Annotated in this window: 18 protein-coding genes; 6 read left to right on the top strand and 12 right to left on the bottom strand. The window is 68.7% G+C overall.

The window, feature by feature from the left end; genetic code table 11:
* Window positions 1-90: 90 nt before the first annotated feature.
* Both HNQ67_RS08300 and cydB read left to right on the top strand, forming a co-directional pair.
* A complete protein-coding gene (locus tag HNQ67_RS08300; RefSeq protein WP_183254314.1) occupies window positions 91-1,503 on the top strand; it encodes a cytochrome ubiquinol oxidase subunit I in 1,413 nt (470 codons plus the stop codon).
* Window positions 1,503-2,534 (top strand): cytochrome d ubiquinol oxidase subunit II, encoded by a 1,032-nt coding sequence (gene cydB, locus HNQ67_RS08295; RefSeq protein WP_183254312.1) that lies wholly within the window; start codon window positions 1,503-1,505, stop codon window positions 2,532-2,534. Before HNQ67_RS08300 ends, cydB begins: the two co-directional genes overlap by 1 nt.
* 108 nt (window positions 2,535-2,642) lie before the next feature.
* Here the strand turns inward: cydB and HNQ67_RS08290 are convergent, their stop codons facing one another.
* Window positions 2,643-3,089: a hypothetical protein gene (locus HNQ67_RS08290; RefSeq protein ID WP_183254309.1), complete on the bottom strand. Its 447-nt coding sequence runs from the start codon at window positions 3,087-3,089 to the stop codon at window positions 2,643-2,645.
* A 112-nt stretch (window positions 3,090-3,201) separates the two neighbouring features.
* Between HNQ67_RS08290 and HNQ67_RS08285 the strand changes: the two genes are divergently transcribed.
* Window positions 3,202-3,564 carry a hypothetical protein gene (locus tag HNQ67_RS08285; RefSeq protein ID WP_183254307.1) on the top strand — a complete coding sequence of 121 codons (363 nt, stop codon included), beginning with the start codon at window positions 3,202-3,204 and terminating at the stop codon, window positions 3,562-3,564.
* A 4-nt stretch (window positions 3,565-3,568) separates the two neighbouring features.
* Here HNQ67_RS08285 and HNQ67_RS08280 read toward each other — a convergent pair whose 3' ends face one another.
* The 3 genes from HNQ67_RS08280 to HNQ67_RS08270 all read right to left on the bottom strand — a co-directional run bounded on the left by HNQ67_RS08280 (window position 3,569) and on the right by HNQ67_RS08270 (window position 5,759).
* Window positions 3,569-3,907: a VOC family protein gene (locus tag HNQ67_RS08280; RefSeq protein WP_183254305.1), complete on the bottom strand. Its 339-nt coding sequence runs from the start codon at window positions 3,905-3,907 to the stop codon at window positions 3,569-3,571.
* 161 nt (window positions 3,908-4,068) lie between these two features.
* Window positions 4,069-4,809 carry an ABC transporter permease gene (locus tag HNQ67_RS08275; protein WP_183254303.1) on the bottom strand — a complete coding sequence of 247 codons (741 nt, stop codon included), beginning with the start codon at window positions 4,807-4,809 and terminating at the stop codon, window positions 4,069-4,071.
* A gap of 14 nt (window positions 4,810-4,823) precedes the next feature.
* The gene (locus tag HNQ67_RS08270; protein WP_183254301.1) at window positions 4,824-5,759 is read right to left on the bottom strand and encodes an ABC transporter ATP-binding protein; all 936 of its coding nucleotides are present in this window, start codon (window positions 5,757-5,759) and stop codon (window positions 4,824-4,826) included.
* Window positions 5,760-5,865: 106 nt separating this feature from the next.
* On the opposite strand from HNQ67_RS08270, the gene HNQ67_RS08265 reads away from it, so the two are divergent.
* Together HNQ67_RS08265 and HNQ67_RS08260 are read left to right on the top strand one after the other, a co-directional pair.
* Complete coding sequence (locus HNQ67_RS08265) at window positions 5,866-6,366, top strand: DUF2975 domain-containing protein (protein ID WP_183254299.1); 501 nt, start codon at window positions 5,866-5,868, stop codon at window positions 6,364-6,366.
* Window positions 6,366-6,602 (top strand): helix-turn-helix domain-containing protein, encoded by a 237-nt coding sequence (locus HNQ67_RS08260; RefSeq protein ID WP_183254297.1) that lies wholly within the window; start codon window positions 6,366-6,368, stop codon window positions 6,600-6,602. Before HNQ67_RS08265 ends, HNQ67_RS08260 begins: the two co-directional genes overlap by 1 nt.
* A gap of 28 nt (window positions 6,603-6,630) precedes the next feature.
* Here HNQ67_RS08260 and HNQ67_RS08255 read toward each other — a convergent pair whose 3' ends face one another.
* The 3 genes from HNQ67_RS08255 to HNQ67_RS08245 all read right to left on the bottom strand — a co-directional run bounded on the left by HNQ67_RS08255 (window position 6,631) and on the right by HNQ67_RS08245 (window position 10,325).
* Window positions 6,631-8,115: a serine hydrolase domain-containing protein gene (locus HNQ67_RS08255; RefSeq protein ID WP_183254295.1), complete on the bottom strand. Its 1,485-nt coding sequence runs from the start codon at window positions 8,113-8,115 to the stop codon at window positions 6,631-6,633.
* A gap of 448 nt (window positions 8,116-8,563) precedes the next feature.
* The gene (locus HNQ67_RS08250; RefSeq protein WP_183254292.1) at window positions 8,564-9,745 is read right to left on the bottom strand and encodes an acetyl-CoA C-acyltransferase; all 1,182 of its coding nucleotides are present in this window, start codon (window positions 9,743-9,745) and stop codon (window positions 8,564-8,566) included.
* 76 nt (window positions 9,746-9,821) lie between these two features.
* Window positions 9,822-10,325, bottom strand: a complete 504-nt coding sequence (locus HNQ67_RS08245) for a winged helix-turn-helix transcriptional regulator (RefSeq protein ID WP_183254290.1) — start codon at window positions 10,323-10,325, stop codon at window positions 9,822-9,824.
* Between the two features lie 181 nt (window positions 10,326-10,506).
* Between HNQ67_RS08245 and HNQ67_RS08240 the strand changes: the two genes are divergently transcribed.
* Window positions 10,507-11,349, top strand: coding sequence for an acyl-CoA thioesterase (locus HNQ67_RS08240; RefSeq protein ID WP_183254288.1), 843 nt, complete (start codon window positions 10,507-10,509; stop codon window positions 11,347-11,349).
* Between the two features lie 50 nt (window positions 11,350-11,399).
* On the opposite strand, the gene mnmA is transcribed toward HNQ67_RS08240, so the two are convergent.
* The 5 genes from mnmA to HNQ67_RS08215 form a co-directional block, all read right to left on the bottom strand.
* The gene (gene mnmA, locus HNQ67_RS08235) at window positions 11,400-12,599 is read right to left on the bottom strand and encodes a tRNA 2-thiouridine(34) synthase MnmA (protein WP_183254287.1); all 1,200 of its coding nucleotides are present in this window, start codon (window positions 12,597-12,599) and stop codon (window positions 11,400-11,402) included.
* 103 nt (window positions 12,600-12,702) lie between these two features.
* Complete coding sequence (sciP, locus tag HNQ67_RS08230) at window positions 12,703-12,993, bottom strand: CtrA inhibitor SciP (protein WP_168046867.1); 291 nt, start codon at window positions 12,991-12,993, stop codon at window positions 12,703-12,705.
* Between the two features lie 163 nt (window positions 12,994-13,156).
* On the bottom strand, window positions 13,157-14,614 hold the full coding sequence (gene flgE / locus HNQ67_RS08225) for a flagellar hook protein FlgE (RefSeq protein ID WP_183254284.1): 1,458 nt from the start codon (window positions 14,612-14,614) through the stop codon (window positions 13,157-13,159).
* Between the two features lie 13 nt (window positions 14,615-14,627).
* Window positions 14,628-15,389, bottom strand: coding sequence for a flagellar hook assembly protein FlgD (locus HNQ67_RS08220; RefSeq protein WP_183254282.1), 762 nt, complete (start codon window positions 15,387-15,389; stop codon window positions 14,628-14,630).
* A gap of 4 nt (window positions 15,390-15,393) precedes the next feature.
* Window positions 15,394-16,008, bottom strand: coding sequence for a flagellar hook-length control protein FliK (locus tag HNQ67_RS08215; RefSeq protein ID WP_246347512.1), 615 nt, complete (start codon window positions 16,006-16,008; stop codon window positions 15,394-15,396).
* Window positions 16,009-16,850 lie beyond the last annotated feature (842 nt).

Raw genomic sequence — 16,850 nt, 5'->3', positions numbered from 1 at the left:
CCTTCCGCCGCGCGACCGATGGCGCATGGACGATCGCCGCCCACGGGTGTATGGCCTTACAAATCGTAGGGCTATTAACCGGGGTGTGCTGTGGAATTCGACGCTCTGCTGCTGTCGCGACTGCAGTTCGCCTTCACCATCGCCTTCCACATCCTGTTTCCCGCCTTCACCATCGGTCTGGCGGCGTTCCTCGCCGTGCTCGAAGGGCTGTGGCTCTGGACGAAGCGCGACGCCTTCAAGACCCTCTATCTGTTCTGGGTGAAGATCTTCGCGCTGAGCTTCGGCATGGGCGTCGTGTCCGGCGTAGTGCTCAGCTACCAGCTGGGCACCAACTGGTCCGAATTCATTCGCCTGACGGGCGGGGTCATCGGACCCCTGCTGGCTTATGAGGTGCTGACCGCCTTCTTCCTCGAGGCCTCCTTCCTCGGCGTCATGCTGTTCGGCTGGAAGAAGGTCGGCCCGCGGCTGCATTTCCTCGCCACCGTGCTGGTCGCCGTCGGCACCACCATCTCCGCCTTCTGGATCCTGTCGGCCAACAGCTGGATGCAGACTCCGGCGGGCTTTGAGATCATGGCCGACGGGCGGTTCGAGGCGACCGACTACTGGCAGGTCATCTTCAACCCCAGCTTCCCGTCGCGGCTTGTGCATATGCTGCTGGCCGCCTTCATCACCACGGGTCTGGTCGTCGGCGCGGCCTCGGCCTGGCGCGTGCTGAAGGAGCGGGCGGTCACCGGCTGGAGCGAAAGCCGCATCGCCCTGGCCATGGCCGTCGGCCTGATCGCGGTCGTCGCCCCGCTGCAGCTGCTGGCGGGCCACTGGTCGGGCGAGGTGGCGCACAAGCTCCAGCCGTCCAAGACCGCCGCCATCGAGGGCTATTGGGAGACCCGCGCCGACCAGCCGCTGCATCTGTTCGGCATCCCCGACCGCGAGGCGCAGAAGAACCATTGGCAGGTCTCGATCCCCGGCATCGGCAACGCCATCCAGAATGTGCCGAAGGACGAGGTCATCCTGGGCCTCGACGCCTGGCCGCGCGAGGATCAGCCGCCCCCGGCCATCCCTTTCTTCGCCTTTCGCATCATGGTCGGTCTCGGCCTGCTGATGATCGCGCTGGGCGGCGTCGGCGCCGTTCTGCTGTGGCGTCGCCGGCTGTTCGAGAGCCGCTGGTTCCTGCGCTTCTGCGTGGCCATGGGCCCATCCGGCTTCATCGCCGTGCTGGCGGGATGGATGGTCACCGAGGTCGGCCGGCAGCCATGGGTCGTCTATGGCGTCCTCCGCACCCGCGACGCGGTCTCTCCGGTGACGGCGGGGGAAGTGGCCACGAGCCTGCTCGCCTACGTCGTGGTCTATTCCATCGTCTTCACCGCCGGCGCGCTGTTCATCCTGCGTCTGATGGCAGAGGGCCCGGTCGCCGCCCTGGCCGAGCCCGCGCCGCGCCAGGATCGCGCCCCCGGCTCGCCGCTGGCCAAGGCGCCCGAGGATACGACCCCCGGGGAGGACCTGTGATGCTTGACCTGCCGCTGATCTGGGCCGCCCTGATCGCCGTCGCCGTCCTGCTCTATGTCGTCCTGGACGGGTTCGACCTCGGCATCGGCATCCTCTTCCCATTCGCGCGGTCGAAGGAGGAGCGGGACGTGATGATGAACACCGTGGCTCCGGTCTGGGACGGCAACGAGACCTGGCTGGTGCTGGGCGGCGGCGGCCTGCTGGCGGCCTTTCCGCTGGCCTATTCGGTGCTGATGCCCGCCCTCTACCTGCCGGTGTTGCTGATGCTGGCGGGCCTGATCCTGCGCGGCGTGGCCTTCGAGTTCCGCTTCCGCGCCCGCAATCGCGGCCGAAAATTCTGGACCCAGATGTTCGCCGGCGGCTCGACCCTGACGGCGGCGGCGCAGGGGCTGATCCTCGGCGGCTTTATCCAGGGCGTTGCGGTCGAGGGCGACCGTTTCGCGGGCGGCGCCTTCGACTGGCTGACCCCGTACACCCTGCTGGTCGCCGCCGGCATCGTCGCCGGCTACGCCCTGCTCGGCGGCGCCTGGTTGATGATGAAGACCACCGACAACCTGCATGGCGACGCCCGGCGGTGGACCCTGACCAGCGCCGCCGCCGTCGCCGTACTGCTGGCCGCCGTCAGCCTCGCCACCCTGTTCGTCCATCCGCAGATCGCCGAACGCTGGGGTCTCGAGGCCGGGTCGGGGCTGACGATCGACTGGGCCGCGCTGGCGCCGCTGCTGGCCATCCCCGCCCTCGGCCTCGCCGGCCTGCTGCTGGTCGTCAGCATGGCGAGCAAGGGCTCGCACCGCTGGCCGTTCGTCGGCGCCCTGACGGTCTTCCTGTCTGGCTACCTCGGCCTGGCGGTCAGCTTCATGCCCGACATCGTCCCCTACGGCATCGGCTTCCGCGAAGCCGCCGCGCCGGACAACGCGCTCGGCCTGATGCTGGTCGGCACAGGCTTCATCCTGCCGCTGATCCTCGGCTACACCGCCTGGGTCTACTGGGTGTTCCGCGGCAAGGTCACGCCGGAGACCGGCTATCATTAGGATCGAACCGCCCCCCGAGCCGGGCGAGGCCTCCGGTCCCCTGTGGAAGCGGCTCGCCTGGTTCGCGGCTCTCGCCGTCGCCGCCTCCTCTGTGACGGCGGCGGTGGCCTATGCGCTCAGGGCCTTGCCGTTCATGGGCTGAGGCGCGACAGTCGACCCCATGTTGATCACCGCTGCATCCGCCGCCGCCCTGCTCCTCGCCGCGCCCCAGACGCCGCCGCCCGGCGCCGACATCACCAGCAGCCTCAACAGCGGCCCGCCCCGTCCGGCCCAGTACCTGGCACCCGAGCCGACCCCCGGGCCGACGCCCGCGCCCGAGCCCGCCCCCGCGCCCGAGCCTGCAGCCCCGGCCCCGAATCCGGCTCCGACCGTCACCTCGCCTCCTGCCGCGACGCCGGGTCCTGACAGCGAGCGGTTCAGGTTTGCCGAGCCGTTCGTGGCGCCGCCAGAAACACAGCCGTCGCGGGTGGTCCCGATACCCGTCACCCCGTCGCCGCCCCCGCGCACGGCCCCCATCACGCCACCGGGAAATGCGATCCCCGCCCCGGCGATCACGGAGCCCCCCGTCAGCGTCCCGCGCGAGACGCTCCGGCCGCCTGTCTCCACGACCGCGCCCACCGCTGGGCCTGCGCCCTCGCCCCCGCCGCCGTCGGTCCCTGCCGTCACCGTGCTTGACGCCGCCGCCCGCGCCACCCTGCCGTTCACGGTCGAGCTCCCGCCGGGCTTCGAGCTGGTCACCGGCCGCCCCGGTCCGGACTTCAGGATCTATACGATCCGCCGCGGCGACCAGTCGTTCGCCATGGTCTACGCCGGCCCCGCCTCGCAGTTTCCGATCTACAGCGGCGAGATGGTCGAGGCCGGCGGCCGCGCCTCGGTGGTCTCGACCGAGAACGGCGCCCGCCACGCCCGCGAGCATCTGTTCCAGCGCGAGGGGGTCACCCCGCGCGAAATCCACGTCTGGACCATGAGCCTCGAGGGCGCCGACCGGGCCCTGGCCGAACGCATCGCCCAGTCGGTGGACGTGCGCTAGCCGGTCAGGTCTCCGACCACACCGCCAGCTCGTTGCCGGCCGGGTCGCGGAAGTGGAAGCGCCGCCCGCCCGGGAAGGCGAACACCGGCTTGACGATCGTCCCGCCCGCCGCCTCGACCTTCGCCTGCATGGCTTCCAGATCGCGGGCGAACAGCACCGGCAGGGGTGTCCGCGTCGCCTCGGCCTGGGCGTCGAAACCGCCGTTCAGCCCCGCGTCGAACGACGCATACTCCGGCCCGTAGTCGATGAAGGTCCAGCCGAAGGCCTTGCCGTAGAAGGCCTTGGTCGCAGGTAGGTCGCCGCCCGGCAGTTCGAGATAGTCCAGCTTGCCGTCTTCACGCATGGGTGATGCTCCTGTCGATCGCCACCGACATTCAGGGCTTGCCATGGGGCGCCTGACTGCGCAAACCCGAGAACAGTTCGCATTTGCAGGAGTCGGCCATGATCGTCCTGATGACCGGAGGCGCGGTCCTCGCCCTGCTGATGCGCGAGGACCGCGCGCCCTCAGAGCACCTCGCGCCGGCTCAGGTGGGCGAGGCCCGCCAGCAGCGCGACGACGCCCAACCCGAACCCCAGCCCCAGCGCCGTGTTCGCCCGCCACGCCTCGGTGGCCAGCATGTTCACCGGCATCTGCCACGGGAAGTAAATCCCCTGTTTCGCTGACGTCGCCACCACCGAGAAGAAGGTGCCCCCGATCCCCACCGCCAGCGCCGGCACGAAGCTGGCGTAACGCAGCGCGACCCACATCTGGATGGCGATCATCAGCAGGGCGGCCAGATACATCTTGCCGAAGATCGCCGCATACCGCGCCAGATCGAAGTCCCCGACCGGCGTCACCGCCGGCTTGATCGCCGCCCCCAGCGTCACGGCCCCCCAGGTCATGACCAGCACCGCCGCGCTCATCAGCGCCACCAGCGCCAGCACGCAGATCGTCTTGGCCGCGTACAGCCGCCAGCGGGGCAGGGGCAGGGCGCGCAGGTGGTCCCACGCCTTCGGCCCGTGCTCCATGTGCGCCACCAGCGCCGTCAGCGCCGTCACGCTCATCGGCAGCATGAAGAAGGCCCAGATGCCCGAGCCGCTGACGATCCACATGTCCCACGGCTGCGGGGCCTTGCCGCGCAGCAGGTTGAAGAAGGTGAAGATGGCGATCAGCGACGGCGCCGCCACGGCCAGCAGGGCGGCCAGCGACCGGTTCAGCTTGCGCGCCTCGACGATCAGGGGCGCGAAAAAGGGGACGGCGGTCATCAGGCGAACTCCGGCTAGGTCTTGGCTTGGGAGACAGGGACGGGCGGCGAGACCTCGCGGTAGATGCCTTCCAGCGAGCGCGACCGCGCCCCGATGGCGAACACGGCGATGTCCGCCCCGATCAGGGCCCGGGTCAGCGCCGCCGAGGCGGTCCGCGCGTCCTCGCCGGGCTTGAGGCGCGCCACCAGCCCGTCGTCCGCCGCCAGCACCTCGAACCCCCGCGCCCGCGCCAGCGCCGTCGCCCGCGCGGGGTCGTCGGTCTGCAGCGCGATCTCCGGCGCCAGGTCGGCCTTCAGCCGCGCCAGCTCGCCCTCCAGCACCAGCTTGCCGTGGCTGAGAATGCCCACATGCGTCGCCGTCTGTTCGATCTCGCCCAGCAGATGGCTGGACAGCAGCACCGTGGCCCCGGTCCGCTCAGGCAGGGCGCGCAGGAACCGCCGCATGTCGGCGATGCCGTCCGGGTCCAGCCCGTTGGTCGGCTCGTCCAGCACCAGCACCGGCGGCGCCCCCAGCATGGTCCGCGCCAGCCCCAGCCGTTGCCGCATGCCCAGCGAATAGTCCGAGACCCGCCGCCGGGCGTGCTCCGTCATCTCGACCACCTCCAGCACCCGCTCGATCTCGCGCTTCGGCAGGCCGAGCAGGCTGCGCGTCAGGTCCAGGTTCTCGCGCCCCGACAGATTGCCGTAGAAGCCGTGCGCCTCGAGCAGGGCCCCGACCTTCGCCGCCGCGCCAATCCGGTCGCGGGCCACATCGACGCCTCCGACCCGCGCCGTCCCGGCGGTCGGCCGGATCAGCCCCAGCAGCATCTTCAGCGTCGTGGTCTTGCCCGCCCCGTTGCGCCCCAGGAAGCCGTAGACGGCCTTGTCCGGCACGGTCATCGACACGGCGTCGACGGCCAGATGGCGTTTGAAACGACGGGTCAGGTCGCGGGTCTCGATGGCGGCGGTCATGCTCGGCGCGCTCGGTTTCGTTTAACTCCGATATAAAGTTGCGAACGCCGTGTCTTTAAGTCAAGATTAAAGATCAGACAGACTCGCCGCTCCCGGATTCCGCCCCATGACCCAGACCGCGACCGACCGCTTCCGCCGCCGCTGCGCCCAGTTCCGCTGGCTGGCCGTCTTCATGGTCGTCAGCGTCGGGGCCCTGTTGGCGCTCGTGCACCTCATCGTGCCGATCGCCTTCCTCGCGCGCGCCGAGGACTATCCGTACTTCGACCTGTGGCTGGGCAGCCTCGTGAAGGCCTTGCCGACCGTCTTCTATCTGTTCGCCGTTTGGTCGATCGGCTCGGCCATGGGCCAGTTGTCGAAGGGACGGTTGATCCAGCCGACCCTCGTCCACGCCCTGCGCCGCGTCGGCCTCGCCCTCGGCTTCGGCGGTCTGCTCAGCGTCTTTGGCGTCACCAACCTCATCCGCCTGCTCGAGGGCGGGCAGGGCGGCTGGGCCTTTTTCGACGTCGCCGGCATGACCCTCGGCATGATCGGCGGGGCCTTGTTCCTGCTCGGCGGGGTCATGGAGCAGGCCGGCAAGGTCCAGGCCGAGCTGGACGAGATGATCTGATGCCGATCCGCGTCACCCTCGACGACCTGATCGTCAAAAAGGGCCTCAAGGCTCGCGACCTCGCCCAGGAAGTCGGCCTGTCGGAGACTCAGTTGTCCCTGTTCCGCTCCGGCAAGGTCAAGGGCATCCGCTTCCGCACCCTCGCCAAACTCTGCGCCGCGCTGGAGTGCAAGCCGCGCGACCTCCTCGACTACGAGTTCGACCCCGCCGACCTCGAGCCGGCGGAGGAGGAGTAGGGCGGGGCGACGATCGTCCCCCCGCTCTTCAGCTCCGGACCACCGCGTCGCAGATCGAGGTGGCCAGTTCATCACCGGCCGGCGGATCCTCGTTCGCCAGCACGATCACCGTCCAGCGGCCGTCGAGGGTGGCGTAGGTGGAGGCGTCGACCCCTGAGTTGGGCCCGCCGCCGCCATGCCCCATCACGGCCGCCGCGCCGCACTGGGTCAGCCGGACGCCGTAACCGTATTTCGACGGTCGGGGGGTGCCCGGAAATTCCGTCTGTTCCGCCAGCATCGCGGCCGTCGCCTCCGGCCCCAGCAGGCGGCCGGACCACAGCGCCCGGTGGAAGGCGAACAGATCGTCCAGCGTCGACCAGGCGCCGCCGGACCCGTCGCCGGCCCAACCCAGATACTGGCTGTTGTCGTAGCGCGGGCCGAAACCGAGCGGATCGTCCTCCGGCCGCAGGTAGCCGGCGGCGCGGTTCGGTACAGGCTCGGTGACCGGCCGGTAGTCGGTGCGGGTCATGCCCGCCGGCTGGAACACCAGACGTTCCATCGCGTCGTCGAACGGCTGTTCCGATGCCGCCTCGATCACCGCGCCCAGCAGGACGTAGCCGGCGTTACTGTAGGCGAAGGCCGCCCCCGGCGCGGACGCCTGCGGAGCGGTCATCGTCGCGGCCGCCTGGCGGTGCGTCAGTGTGCCGAGCCTTCGGCCGTCCCGTGCGCCGATCCCGGCGCGATGGGTCAGCAGGTGGCGCAGGGTTATCGCCTCGGCGGCTTTCTGGTCCGGATAGTCCGGGACCCAGCGCGCCAGGGTGTCGTCGAGCGACAGCCGTCCCTCTCCGGCCAACCGCATCACGGCCACCGCCGTGAACATCTTGGAGACCGAGCCGGTGTGGAACTGGGTGTCGCCGCGGTTGGGGACGCCCCACCGCCGGTCCGCCAGCCCATAGGCGCCCCGGAAAAGCACCGCATCGTCCCGCGCCACCAGCACCCCGCCCGAGAAGTGGTCCTCCGCGGCCAGCGCCTCCACGCGGCGCGCGATCTCGCCGGGAAGTGACTCGAGCGGGACGGGGCTTTCCGGCCATGCATCGCGCGCGATCGCGGCGGGATCGCGGGTCCGCAACACGAACAGGCTGGTCGGACGACCCGACTCCCTGCGGCTCGTGAAGAGGACGAAGCGCGCGAACCGCCTCTCCCGGCGGGTGACGGCAAGGATCTCGACCATCTGATCGCCGTTCGGGGTCAGGCTGATCACGTCGAAGCCGCCTGCCTCACCGGCCAGCCGGTCCAGCCTCGCGGCGCGTATGGCCGCGCTCTCCTGCTGCAGCGCCAGGGTCGAGAAGGTTTCCGCGAACGCCCGGCGGTCGTCCACGCCGCCGTTCAAAGCGTCGATCAAAGCTTGGCCGGCCCGGCTGGCGGGGGTCTCCGCGGAGACGATGGCCGCGGGGGCTTCCGTCTGCGCCATGGCGGCTGGCGGCAGGTTTGAGGCCACAGCGATCAAGGCGGCGACAAAAAGGACGGTCCGCATGGGAGGACTGACTCCAGAGGTCGGGAGCCGCTTGCTAGACCTCGCCCAATCGGACGGTTACTTAAGATTTTGTCATCCCGGATAGCTTTCAGCGCCCGCCTTGCAGACCCGTGAACTCGCTCGGACGACCCTTCCGGCCCACGGGAAAATCGCCGACGCTGTGCTGGCAATCCGCGAAAACATGGTCGGGTTCAGCGGAAAACATTCCACGTTTCCAGTCGGATAACGGATTCTAAAACCAATCTTCCATCCGGATAAGCCGGCGGGCGCATAATGCCTCCCGTTCTGTCGCCCCGGCAGGCGCCGGTCTTTGAAAACCGCATCCCCGCCGCACCGCCCGAGGCGCGCCGATGTAGACTCTGCCGACTCTGCCACACCGAATTCCGGCGCCTACTCTGTCGACTCCGCCACATCGCTTTTTCGGTTATTACCCGGGTAAAACCGCCGCTCAGACCAGCTCCACCGCCATGGCCACGGCCTCGCCGCCGCCGATGCACAGGCTGGCCACGCCCTTCTTGCCGCCACGGGCCTGAAGGGCCCCGAGCAAGGTCGCCAACACCCGCGCGCCGGATGCGCCGATCGGATGGCCCAGCGCCGTCGCCCCGCCGTTCACGTTCAGCTTGCTGTGCTCGATACCCAGCTCCTGCATGGCGATCATCGGCACCACGGCGAAGGCCTCGTTGACCTCCCACAGATCGACGTCCTCGACCGACCAGCCGGCCTTCTTCAGCGCCTTCTGCATCGCCGGCACCGGAGCGGTCGTGAACAGGCCCGGCTCCTGGGCGTGGGCCGAATGGCTGACGATGCGCGCCACGACCGGCAGGCCCATGGCCTTGGCCACGCTCTCGCGAGTCATCACCAGCGCCGCCGCTCCGTCCGAGATCGAGGCGGAGGACGCCGCCGTGATCGTGCCGTCCTTGGCGAAGGCGGGACGCAGGCCCGGGATCTTCTCCGGCATGGCCTTGCCGGGCTGCTCGTCTTCACTGACCGTCTCGGTTCCCTTGCGGGTCGTCACCTCGACCGGGGTGATCTCGGCCTTGAAGGCCCCCGATGAGATCGCGTTGCGGGCCCGGGTCAGGCTCTCGATGGCGTAGGCGTCCTGGGCCTCGCGCGAGAATTGGTAGGTCCCCGCCGTGTCCTCGGCGAACGAGCCCATCGGCTTGCCGGGCTGATAGGCGTCCTCCAGCCCGTCCATCATCATTGAATCGACGATGACGTCGTGGCCGATGCGCGAGCCGCCGCGATGCTTGTTCATCAGATAGGGCGCGCCGGTCATGCTCTCCATGCCGCCGGCCACGATGACGTCGGCCGAACCGGCGGTCAGCGCATCCGACGCCATCATCACCGCCTGCAGGCCCGAGCCGCACATCTTGTTGACCGTGGTCGCCTCGACATGGAGTCCCAGACCCGCGCCGATCGCCGCCTGCCGCGCCGGAGCCTGGCCAAGACCCGCCGGAAGCACGCAGCCCATGTAGATCTGCTCGATCTTCTCCGGGTCGACGCCGGCCCGCTCGACCGCCGCCTTCACCGCCGCGGCACCCAGCTCGGTCGCCTTGACGCCCGACAGCGCGCCCTGGAAGCCGCCCATGGGCGTGCGGGCGAAGGAGCAGATGACGATCGGATCGGACATGACGAAGCCTTGGGAGGAGGTGGTGAAATCGGGGGCTAGATCGGCGCTTTGGCGGCGGGGTGCAAGCGTTGGAGGCTCAGGCCGCTTCTTCGTCGGCCCGTTCGCGCGGCATCATTTCGCCGACGGTCGGGCAGTCGCTGGCCAGGTTCAGCTGGATGTCGCGGGGCCGCACGATCTCGTTGCAGTGGCCGCAGGCGATGCGCGGCGACAGGTCGTGGCCGCAGGTCTTGTGGACCATCAGCACCCCGGCGTCCGCGTCGCCATAGACATGCTTCGCCCCCCAGCCGTGCAGGGTGACCAAGACCCCGTGCAGGTCCTTGCCCTTGGCGGTCAGCACATATTCGTTCCGGGGCGGCCGCTCGGAATAGAGCCGCGGCTCCAGCACCCCGTGCTGCACCAGCGACTTCAGCCGCGCTGCCAGCACGTTGCGAGCGACGCCCAGCCGCTCCTGCCACTGCTCGAACCGGCTGACCCCGTTGAACGCGTCGCGGATGACCAGCAGGGTCCAGGGATCGCCGATGACTTCCAGCGTCGCGGCGATCGAGCAGCTCTGGCGAGAATAGTCTGCGGTGCGTCCCATGCGGACGAACGTGACGCCGCGTCAGCCTTTTTGCAAGAGGGTTGCCAATCTAAACGGACTGAGTCAGTCTTGTTTCGCTACGGACGCGCGGCGAGCCCCCTCGCGGCGTTTCCTGATCCCTCGACTGGGGCGGGAGGTTGCAGCCTTCCGCCCATCTTTCGCCTACGATATGGCCGGACGCATGACGCAGACCCTCACCGAGGCCCTGACCCTCGCTGACAACGGCGCAGGTGGTCTGACCGCCCGACTCGACGGCGGCTTCTCCAACGCGCCCCTGTCCTCGCCCGCGGACAAGGGCGCGCCGTTCGGCGGTCTGATGGCCGCTCTTGCGGGCGGTGCGGCGCGCCAGGGGTTGGGGCTGGAAACGCCGCTCAAAACCCTGACGATCCAGTATCTCGCCGCGGCCCGGTTCGAGGCCGCGACCTTCGTTCCGACTCTGATCCGTGGCGGCCGCAACGTCGCCTACGCCGCTGTCGAGGGCGGTCAGCCCGATCGCCCCGCGGTCCAGGCCCTCGCGACCTTCGGTCGCGACGTGGACGGCCCCGTCCTCACCCCGCTGGCCGCCGGGCTCCGACCCGTCGGGGACATCGAGGCGACCCCGCTGGACCCCCGGTTCGGTCCCTGGTTCACGCGCCATATCGAGTACCGCTTCGTCGCCGGTCCCCGGCTCTTCGGCCAGAACGCCGGCGGCTCGCCCGAACTCTGGTGCTGGATGCGCACGGTGGACGGGGTCGCGCTGGACGAGGCCCGCCTGCTATTCCTGCTGGACGGCGTGTATCCGACCTACTGGACCGCCCTGCCGGCTCCGCCCGCGATCTCCGCCAGCGTCGACCTTCGCGCCGATCTGCTACAGCCGATTACGCCAGATACCTCGCCCGACGGCTGGGCCTGTTTCCACTTCACCAGCTGCGACGTCGGCGGCGGCTGGGCGGTGGAGGACGGCGTCGCCTACGCCCCCGACGGCCGCCCCATCGCCCTGGTGCGCCAGCGTCGCAAGCTCATGCCGACGCGGCCTGCATCCTGAGGTCGCGGATGAGGACCGTCAGCTAGGGCTTCTGCGCCGCGACCAGCTTCTCAGACCGCGGCCGTCGTCGTCTTGATGAATCCGCCGCCGAGCAGCCGGTCGGGATCGGAGGGATCGTAGAGGGCGCAGGCCTGGCCGGGAGCCACGCCTTCTTCGCCCGCCTGGAAAGTCACCGCCACCGCGCCATCGATCAGCCCGAGGCGGGCGGGCGAAGGGGGACGGGTCGAACGCACCCGCGCCAGGACCCCGGCTCCGGCTTCAGCCGCCGCTTCGATCGACGGTCCGTCGCCCAGCCAGTTGGTCTCGTCCAGCGTCAGGGCGGCCGTCAACAGGGCCTCTCGGGGGCCGACGATGACGTGACGCCGCGCCGGATCCAGCTTGGTCACGAACAGCGGCTCGCCGACCGCGACATTCAGGCCCCGGCGCTGGCCGATGGTGTAATCGGTGATGCCCGAGTGGGCGCCCAGCACCCGACCGTCCATGTGCACGATCTCGCCGGCCTCGCGGCCTTGCGGACGCAGTTTGTCGATCAGGGTGCGGTAGTCGCCGTTGGGCACGAAACAGATGTCCTGGCTGTCCGGCTTGGCGGCGATGCGCAGACCCAGTCCGGCCGCCACGCCGCGCACCTGGGGCTTTTCGAGATCGGCCAGCGGGAAGCGCAGATAGTCCAGCTGCTCGGCCGTTGTGGCGAACAGGAAGTAGGACTGGTCGCGCGAATGATCGACCGCCTTGCGCATTTGCGGACGCCCCCCGACGACCGAACGCCGGACGTAGTGGCCGGTCGCCATGGCCTCGGCCCCGAGGTCCCGGGCCACGTCGAGCAGGTCGCGGAACTTGACCGTCTGGTTGCAGCGAATGCAGGGCACCGGCGTCTGACCGGCCAGATAGCTATCGGCGAACTGATCGATGACCGCATCGCGGAACCGGCTCTCATAGTCGAGCACGTAGTGCGGGATGCCCAGCATCTCCGCCGCCAGCCGGGCGTCGTGGATGTCCTGTCCGGCGCAACAGGCGCCCTTCTTCTTCAAGGCCGCGCCATGGTCGTAGAGCTGCAGCGTGACACCCACGACGTCATAGCCCGCCTTGTGCAGCAGAGCCGCGACGACCGTGGAGTCCACCCCGCCCGACATGGCCGCCACTACCCGCGATCCGACCGGCAGCCCGACCGCCGCGCGCGCGGCCTCGACCGCCGCGTCCATGTCGGCGCGGGCGATGGTCGGGACGGGGCAGGTGTCCTCGGCGAGCGTCATGGCGCGCTATCTAGTGCGAAACCGGTTCGATTTCGAGGCCAGCCTCAAACGACGACGGCCGCCCCCGTCACCGGGAGCGGCCGTCGAAACTTCGGGAGTTGTTTTAGCTGCCGCGGCCGTAGTGTTGGATGCGGGTCGTGCGCAGACCCTGCATGCCCCATTTGTCGATCGCCTTCTGCCACGCCAGAAATTCCTCGGCGGTCAGGCGATAACGAGCCAGCGCGTCGTCCAGGCTGATCAGTCCGCCGCGCACGGCGGCCACAACCTCGGCCTTGCGCCGGATCACCCAGCGGTCCGTATTGGCCGGCGGAAGATCGTGCAGGGTCAGGGGCGTGCCCGTCGGGCCGACCACGTACTGTTCGCCTTGATTGTTAAGGCGTCGCTCTTGCAACATGGGCTTATGCCTCATTGACCACCATCACCAAGGCTGAACCGTAGCGGTCGGCGGCTAAGGGCCGTTTAAGCGTCGTGGTGAAGGAAAGCCTAAAATGACCTCCGTGCACCCCCTCAATACTGAACGAAGACTTCATTGAAGTTTACGACCTCTTACCCGGAGATCAGCGTTTGATGCTGATAAGTTCGGCCAGCATCTCGTCCGCCGTGGTGATGATTTTCGAGGAGGCGGAGTAGGCCCGCTGGGTGGTGATCAGGCCGGTGAACTCCGCCGACAGGTCGACGGTCGAGGCTTCCAACTGGGAGGCGCCGATCAGACCCGCGCCACCGCTGCCGGCCCCTTTCAGGTTGAACGTCCCCGAGCTCTGGGTGACCCGGAAAGCGTTGCCGCTGGCCTCGGACAGGCTGTCCGGGCTGGTGAAGGTGGCCAGGGCGACCAGGGCGATCTGCCGGGTCACGCCGTTGTCGAAGATGGCGGTGACATAGCCTTTCTCGTCAATCTTGATCTCCGACAGGTTGCCGAAGGCGGTGCCGTTGGTCAGCGTGGCCTGGACGACCGAGGCGCTGTCGTACTGGGTCAGACCGCCCGCGGCGTTGGCCAGTTCGAAGGTGACGCTCTGGTTGTCGATGCCGAGACTGGGCGCCCAGTTGAACTGTCCGGCTGCAGGGGCGGCGGCGTTCGACGCGCCGAAGTTCAGTGCAGCCGTGGCAGGATCGGCGAACAGGGCTTGCCCGGCGGGCATGGCCTGCATGGCCGCGATGTCGAGACGACCGTCCTGGGTGAACGCGACCCGGCCCGAGCGCAGCTGGCCATTGGTCAGGCCCGCGCCCGTGACGACGTCGCTGGCCGGAATGGCGCGGACCTCGGCGTACCACTCGTTCGGCACGTCGCTCTTCAGGAAGGACAAGGCGACCGTACGCTGTCCGCCCTTGGAGTCCGAAACCGGAATGGTGAGCTCGAAGTCAGGCTTCACCCCGGCCCCGGTGTCGGGATCCCACATCGCCATCGAGTTGGTGGTGGCATTGTAGGCGTTCGGTCCCGGCGGCGCGGCGGCGGCGTCGGTCGCTTCGGCCGAGATCGGCTGGCTGGATCGCAGGTTCGCGTTCAGTTCGATGCGCGTCGTGGCTTCCGCGGTTCCGCCGACCGAGCCGACGTTGATGGTCTTGAGCCGCGTCAGGTCCGACGGGTCGAGGTTGACATTGCCCTCGCTGTCGATCGGCCAGCCCTGCAGATAGAGGCCGGCGGTGTTTTTCAGGAAGCCGTGGTTGTCGACCCGGAAGGCGCCGGCGCGGGTGAACAGACGGGTGTCGGTCGGCGTCAGGGCCTCCGCCTTTTCGGTCACCACGAAAAAGCCCTGGCCGGCGATTCCGAGGTCCGTCGACGACGTGGTGCGCTGCAACTGGCCATTCTGGCTGGTGAAGTGGCGCGCGCTGGCCTGAACGCCGCCGGCCGAATAGCCGGCGCCCTGGGACTGGCTGTTGACGACGGTCGAGAACTCTCCGGCGGTCCGTTTGTAGCCGACCGTGTTGACGTTCGCGATGTTCTGGGAGATCGCCGCGAGAGCGGCGGCGTTGGCGGTCAGGCCGGACACGCCGGCGAGAAGAGCGCTGTTGATACTCATGGCGCGGGGCTCCTTAAGAGAACAGTTTCAAAGGGTTGAAGGACGAAGCGATCGAGGCGAGCAGGCCCTCGTCTCCCCCATCCGTGGGAGGCGGGGTTATTGCAGTGCGCGCTTCTTCGAGCGCGATGACGCTGGCCATCGGCAAGATGGAGTTGCCAACCGTCAGGAAGACTTCGCCATCGTACATTTCGACGCCGGTGATACGGCCCCGGGTGAGGACCTGGGCGTCGACTGCCGAGCCCGTTGCATTCTTGGCGATGACCTTGAGGGTGAAGACCCCGCCCTCCTGGGCGTTGGCTCCGGACGTCGTCTTGCCGTCCCAGGAGAAGTCGTGAACGCCAGTGGTCTTCTTCGGCGCGTCGCCTTCCCAGACCACCTTGCCCGTCCCGTCGAGCACCTGCAGCTTCGCGGATGCAGCATTGGCGGCAACCTCATAGCTCCAGTTCGCCTCACCATCGGTGAATTTGGTGGCCGACCATGCGGCCGTTGCGTCCTTGCCGATGTAGTTGGCCGCGCCAGCCAGGCCGCCTCCGCCGCCTTGGGCGGCGACGAGGCTCTTCAAGAGCTCATTGGTCAGCAGTTGCTGCTCCACCCCCGCCATCTGGGTCAGCTGGCCGGTGAACTCGTTGGAATCGACCGGGGATAGCGGATCCTGGTTCTTCAGCTGAGAGGTAAGCAGCGCCAGAAAAGTTTCGAAGTTCGACGCCAGCATGCTGGAGCCGGAGTTGATCCGGCTGGTGGCGACGTCGGCGACATTGGAGACGGCTTCAACCATCGGTCTAAACCTTCATGTCCACGCCCGAGGGCGAGAGGGTGCGAGCCAGCCACCGCGGCGGCTGATCGAGATCGATTTCGGCGTTGAGCTTTAAAGCGGCCGAGAAGGCGCGCCCGCGACCATGGCGCGCATTCTGCCCCCGATCGAAGGCGCTCGAACCGCTGTCGCGTTCGGCGAACTCAAGGGCGTCTTCCCCAAGATGGAACCCTGCGGCCTCGAGTTGGCGTCTGAGCTCCTCGGCCCGGCCGCGCAGATCGGTCGCGGCGGCCGGGTTGTCGAAGGCGAGCCGCGCGGCCAGCCGGCCTTCCGCATCGATATCCAGCTTGACGTCCACCCGACCCAGTTCGTCGGGCCTGAGCGCGATCTCGAAACGGGTCGAACGTCCGTCAAGTTTGCGCAGAATCTGGGCGGCGATCTGGGCGGTGGCGTCAACGGCCCCGCGGGACAGGTTGGACAGGCTATGCTCACGGACCGGGGTGGTCAGGTCCGCTTGCGCGGAGGCCGGTTCGCGAGTCGGCGCCGCTTCGCCGCGGAGCGCCGCATCATCCGCCGGCGGCGTCGGGGTGGGCTGTGCGCCAGCCGTGGCGGGTTTGGCCGATGTCCCGGTTGAGACCGTCAACGAAGACGTCGCCGGCGATGTCGGTTTGGCGTCGCTTGATGCCGAGGACGCTTGGCCTCGCGCGGTCTCGTCCAGCGGCCGTGAAATGCGTTCGGCGAGGGCCCTCAGAGGCTGAGGAGCGGGCTGAGGCGGCGGCGTCGACGGTTGGCCGGCTCCGGATTTGTTCGCTCCGGGGGATGCCGGTTCCTCGGCGATAACGGTCCCCATGGCGTCCCCGTCAGGGGGAGCCGGCGGCACAAGGTTGTCGGCCCCGCCGCCCGGCAGCACCTGGGGCCGCCCTCCCTTCTCCCCGACCACGTCGGGCAAAACCTCCGCTCTTGAGATTCTGGAGGTTGGAATGTCGGGAAGCACCAACGGCTCAACCGCCTTGGGGGTGTCGGCGGGCGGCGGGATCTGCGGCTCGGAGGTCCTGGACTCTCCCGCGCGAGGAAGGGCGAACGGCTCCGGTCCCTCGGGAACTTCGGCACCCGGCAGACCTTGGGGTTCAGCGTCCTTGGTCGTTGGTGCGCCGGCCGGCGCCAGCGGCTCTTGATCTTTCGGGACTTCGGCGTCGGGCAAAATTCGGGGTTTGGCGGCCTGGGAGGTTTCCTCCGCGGGAAGAACGAGGGGTTCAGCCTCCTTCGAAATATCGGGGTCCGCCAGAACCGCTGGTTCGAAGTCATTGCCCTTTTCGTTCGACCACTGATCGGCCGACCAGAGCGCTATCGGTGCGGTGGTCGGTGCATTGACGGGAGCGGCCAGGTCGGACGTGCCCCCCTCGATGTCATTGGAAACCGCCAGATCGTCGAGCCCGGCAGAACCCTCATCCGCCGTCAGCGCTCCTGAGAGCAGGCCGCCGAAGC

It is taken from the genome of Brevundimonas basaltis (assembly GCF_014202075.1).
GTDB classification, from domain to species: domain Bacteria; phylum Pseudomonadota; class Alphaproteobacteria; order Caulobacterales; family Caulobacteraceae; genus Brevundimonas; species Brevundimonas basaltis.
Note: the sequence above shows the minus strand (reverse complement) of the source record. Positions and strands in the feature narration are given on the sequence as shown.

What these genes read in the sequence shown, in the direction of transcription:
- cydB (WP_183254312.1), top strand. Translation starts at nt 1,503, where the DNA reads ATGCTTGACCTGCCGCTGATCTGGGCCGCCCTGATCGCCGTCGCCGTC.
- HNQ67_RS08280 (WP_183254305.1), bottom strand. Translation starts at nt 3,907, where the DNA reads ATGCGTGAAGACGGCAAGCTGGACTATCTCGAACTGCCGGGCGGCGAC.
- HNQ67_RS08275 (WP_183254303.1), bottom strand. Translation starts at nt 4,809, where the DNA reads ATGACCGCCGTCCCCTTTTTCGCGCCCCTGATCGTCGAGGCGCGCAAG.
- HNQ67_RS08270 (WP_183254301.1), bottom strand. Translation starts at nt 5,759, where the DNA reads ATGACCGCCGCCATCGAGACCCGCGACCTGACCCGTCGTTTCAAACGC.
- HNQ67_RS08265 (WP_183254299.1), top strand. Translation starts at nt 5,866, where the DNA reads ATGACCCAGACCGCGACCGACCGCTTCCGCCGCCGCTGCGCCCAGTTC.
- HNQ67_RS08260 (WP_183254297.1), top strand. Translation starts at nt 6,366, where the DNA reads ATGCCGATCCGCGTCACCCTCGACGACCTGATCGTCAAAAAGGGCCTC.
- HNQ67_RS08255 (WP_183254295.1), bottom strand. Translation starts at nt 8,115, where the DNA reads ATGCGGACCGTCCTTTTTGTCGCCGCCTTGATCGCTGTGGCCTCAAAC.
- HNQ67_RS08250 (WP_183254292.1), bottom strand. Translation starts at nt 9,745, where the DNA reads ATGTCCGATCCGATCGTCATCTGCTCCTTCGCCCGCACGCCCATGGGC.
- HNQ67_RS08245 (WP_183254290.1), bottom strand. Translation starts at nt 10,325, where the DNA reads ATGGGACGCACCGCAGACTATTCTCGCCAGAGCTGCTCGATCGCCGCG.
- HNQ67_RS08240 (WP_183254288.1), top strand. Translation starts at nt 10,507, where the DNA reads ATGACGCAGACCCTCACCGAGGCCCTGACCCTCGCTGACAACGGCGCA.
- mnmA (WP_183254287.1), bottom strand. Translation starts at nt 12,599, where the DNA reads ATGACGCTCGCCGAGGACACCTGCCCCGTCCCGACCATCGCCCGCGCC.
- sciP (WP_168046867.1), bottom strand. Translation starts at nt 12,993, where the DNA reads ATGTTGCAAGAGCGACGCCTTAACAATCAAGGCGAACAGTACGTGGTC.
- flgE (WP_183254284.1), bottom strand. Translation starts at nt 14,614, where the DNA reads ATGAGTATCAACAGCGCTCTTCTCGCCGGCGTGTCCGGCCTGACCGCC.
- HNQ67_RS08220 (WP_183254282.1), bottom strand. Translation starts at nt 15,389, where the DNA reads ATGGTTGAAGCCGTCTCCAATGTCGCCGACGTCGCCACCAGCCGGATC.